1 protein-coding gene is annotated in these 4,044 nt (G+C 67.7%); it reads right to left on the minus strand.

Going from position 1 to position 4,044, the window contains the following annotated elements:
- Positions 1 to 4,044, minus strand: a 4,044-nt coding sequence (locus tag MSIMFI_RS27040) for an SDR family NAD(P)-dependent oxidoreductase (RefSeq protein ID WP_191499994.1), incomplete at both ends; no start/stop codon positions are given.

Below are 4,044 nucleotides of genomic sequence, written 5' to 3' on the forward strand. Positions count from 1 at the left end.
CGCCCCGAAGCGACGCTCGTGAGAGTGCCGGTGGTGTAGGCCTCACTTTCCGACCCTGCGTCTCCGTAGGGCTGTGCCCAGGTGCCGGCGAACACTCCAGTGTCTGAGCCGGCCAGAGCGGCTGGGTCGATGCCGGCGGTTTCCAATGCCTCCCAACACACTTCGAGTAACAACCGCTGTTGGGGATCGATCGCCTGGGCCTCCCGCGCAGAGATGCCGAAGAAATCGGCATCGAAGTCCGCGGCGCTGGGCAGGAATGCGCCTTGGCGGGCATAGGTTTTGCCGACCGCGTCGGGGTCGGGGTCAAACAACTCGGCGAGGTTCCAGCCACGATCCGTCGGGAATGCCCCCATCGCATCGGTACCGCTGGAGACCATTTCCCACAACGCCGCCGGTGAATCCACCCCGCCGGGAAACCGGCAGGCCATGCCAACGACCACGATGGGGTCGTCCACAGCCGTGCTGACTGCCGGCTGCGCGCCCTCGGGCGTGGCGATCGTCGTAGTGGTGAGCTGGCTCAGCAGGTACTGGCCGATGGCGTTGGGGCTCGGGTAGTCGAAGATCAGGGTGGGCGGCAGGGTGAGGCCGCTGTGTTGGGCCAGGGCGTTGCGCAGCTCCAGCGCGGTCAGCGAGTCGATGCCGAGGTCTTTGAAGGGCCGATCGGGATCAAGGCTGGCCGGGTCGGGATGAGCCAACACCTTGGCCGTGGTGGTAACGACCAGGGTGAGCAACGTGTCGCGTTGTTGGTCAGGGGTTTGGATGGCCAGTCGTGCGGTCAGGCTTGGCGGGCCGGCGGAGGACGCGGCCTGGGGTCGAGTCGTGGTCAGCGCGGACAGGATCGGCGGTAGTGCGTTGCGTTGGGCTAGGCGGGTCAGCGCCCGTGAGTTCAGCGGGGCGGGGGCCAGGGTGGCTTGGTGATGAGTCAGCGCGGCGTCGAACAGGGCGACGCCGTGTTCGGTGCTGATCGGGGTCAGGCTGGCCCGGGTGACGCGGGCTTGGTCGATGTCGGTGAGGTGGGCGGTCATGCCGGACGGGCTTTGCCAGTAGCCCCAGGCCAGGCTGGTGGCGCCGGCGCGGTGGTGGGCCAGGGCATCGAGGACGGCGTTGGCTGCGGCGTAGTTGGCTTGGCCGGGATTGCCCAGGGTGGCCGCGGCCGAGGAGAACATGACGAAAGCGGTCAGGTTCTGTTCGGCGGTGAGTTGGTGTAGGTGCCAGGCGGCGTCGGCTTTGGCGGTCAGCACGGTCTCGAGTTGTGCATCCGTCAGTTCGGTGACCACAGCGTCATCGATGACGCCGGCCGCGTGGATGACCGCGGTCAACCGGTGCTCGTCGGGGATGGACATCAATACCGCGGCAAGGTCGGTGGGGTTGCTGGTGTCGCAGGCGGCGATGGTGACCTCGGCGCCCAGCTCGGTCAGGCGTTGGTGCAGCTCGGTGGCCCCCGGCGCGGCCGCCCCGCGGCGCGAGACCAGCAGCAGGTGCCGCACGCCGTGATGGGTGATCAAGTGCTCGGCGAAGATCCCGCCCAACATCCCCGTTCCGCCGGTGATCAGTGCTGTGCCCTGAGGATCCCAGCTGGTGGGAGGTATCAGTACCAGCTTGCCGGTGTGGCGGGCTTGGCTCATATCCCGGAATGCTTGCTGGGCCTGCAGCAGGCCGTAGTTCGTGGTGGGCAATGGTCGCAGGACCCCGGCGGTGAAAAGGTCGCTCAGCGTGGTCCAAGCCTGGCGAAGGTCCGCTGGCCCTGCCACGTGCAGGTCGTAGGCCTGGTAGGTGACGCCGGGGTGTGCCCTGGCGATCTCGCTGGCTAGCCGGATGTCGGTTTTGCCGATTTCGACAAAAGACCCGCCCCGGGGCAAGAGCTGCAGCGAGCCGTCGACGAAGTCACCAGCCAGGCTGTTGAGCACCACGTCAACGCCCTGGTGGTCGGTCGCCTCGGCGAAGGCCTCAACGAAATCCATCGTGCGCGACGAGGCGATGTGCTCCGGCGGCACCCCCAAACCCGTGAGCACCTGGTGTTTGCTTGGGTGTGCGGTGGAAAAGACCTGGGCCCCAAGGTGGTTGGCGATCTGAATGGCGGCTTGCCCGACCCCGCCAGCGCCGGCGTGGATGAGCACTCGCTGGCCGGCACCCAGCCCCGCCAGCTCGACCAGGGCGACATAGGCAGTCAAAAACGCCACGGGCACCGACGCGGCGTCGGCAAAAGACAAGCCGGACGGGATGGGGACGACCATGCGGTGATCCGTCACGGCCGTCGGCGCAAAGGCGTTGTTGGGGAATAACCCCATCACCGCGTCACCGCGTTGTAGCACGGTCACATCGGAGGCCGTGTCGATGACCACCCCAGCGGCTTCGGCGCCCATTCCCTCGTCGGGGATGGCGCCCAAGGCAACGATGACGTCGTGGAAGTTCAGGCCGGCAGCACGGATGGCGACGCGGATTTGCCCGGGGGCCAGTTCGCTGATCGGTTCGGTGGGTACCAGAACCAGATTGGACAGGTCGCCCTTGCCGGTAGTGCCGAGTTGCCACGTAGGAGTAAGTGGTGGCGTCAGTGAGGTGGCGGGCGTCAGGCGTGGAGTGTGAGCGCTGCCGTGGCGAAGGGCGAGTTGCGGTTCGGCGGCGGGATTGCTGAGGCCGGCCAAGACGTCAATGAGTCCGGCGGTGGTGTGGTCGGTGTCGATCAGCCTGATCCGGCCGGGGTGTTCGTTTTGCGTGGTGTGGATCAGCGCCCAGGCCGCCGCGTGGCCTAGGTTGGGGGCTCGGTCGTGAGCGCTGATCGCCACGGCGTGGCGCGTCAAGATGACCAGGTGGGTGTTGAGCGTGTCCGGTCGAGCTAGCCAGCATTGCAGCTGTGCGAGGGTGTACCGGGTTAGCGTGCGCACCCCATCGAGGGCTTGCTCGGTTTGGGTTACCGGCAGCGCCCAGATGACCAGGTCGGCGTCGGATAGGGCAGGATGGCTCAGATCGGCGTGGATTGGGGCTGCGCGCAGGCCAGGGGCAAGGTGATCCGGGTCGGCGGCGACGACGGCCCAGGTGGGCGAAACCTCGGCCTCGGGGAAAGTGTCACGGGGAAGAGCGGGCCAGTCGAGTTGGAACAGGCCGTCGCGCAGTGCGGGGGTGGCCGCTTGGTGCGTTACCCAATCGGGCAGGGCGCGCAGGATCAGGGTGGTGACGGTGACGACGGGGGCGCCCATGGGATCCGTGGCGCGCAGGGTGTAGGTGTCGGCACCCGTGCGGGTGAGGCGGACATGCAGGCGGGTGGCCGACGTGGCATGCAGGCTGATCCCGGTTAGTGCGAATGGAAGTCGGGGGCCTGTCGGCTCAGCGTCCGGGTCGGTATCCAGTGTGGTCAGCGGGTGTAGAGCGGCGTCCAGCAGGGCGGGGTGGATGCCGTAGCCGGTGATCTCGGTGTCGGCGGGCAGGGCGACCTCGGCGTAGACCGTGTCAGGGCTGGCCGGGTCGTGTCCGATGGCCACCACCCCTTGGAAGAGGCCGCCGTAATGGAGTCCGTGCGTGGCGAGCCGCTGGTAGAAGCTCTCGGGTTCGATGGCCGCCACGCTCGTCGGGGCAGCGAGCGAAGGGGCAGCGGGCTGATCCCCGCCGAGGGTACCGGTGGCGTGCAGCACCCAAGATCCGCGCCGGTCTCCCACGCTGGCGCGGCTATGCACGGTGAAAGGCCGCCGGACATGCTCGTCAACGGGGTGAACGGTAACTTGCAGATCGACGGGCGCATCCTCGGATAGGACCAGCGGCGCCTGCAGGATCAGCTCGTCGATGACCGGGCAGTCGATGTGTTGACCGGCGTGGAGGGCGAGCTCGATGAAACCGGTGGCGGGAAAGATCACGTTTTCGCGGATGCGGTGGCCGGTCAGCCAGGCCTGTGTGCTGGCCGAGAGCCGCCCGCTGATCACGATCTGGTCTTGATCGGCCAGCTCGGTGACGGCGCCCAGCAGCGGGTGCTCGGGTCGGTCCAGTCCGGCGGCGCTGACGTCGGTGTGGGTGGTGGGGGTTAGCCAGTAGCGGCGGTGTTGGAAGGGATAGGTC

The organism is Mycobacterium simulans (assembly GCF_900232995.1).
Taxonomy (GTDB): Bacteria; Actinomycetota; Actinomycetes; order Mycobacteriales; family Mycobacteriaceae; genus Mycobacterium; species Mycobacterium simulans.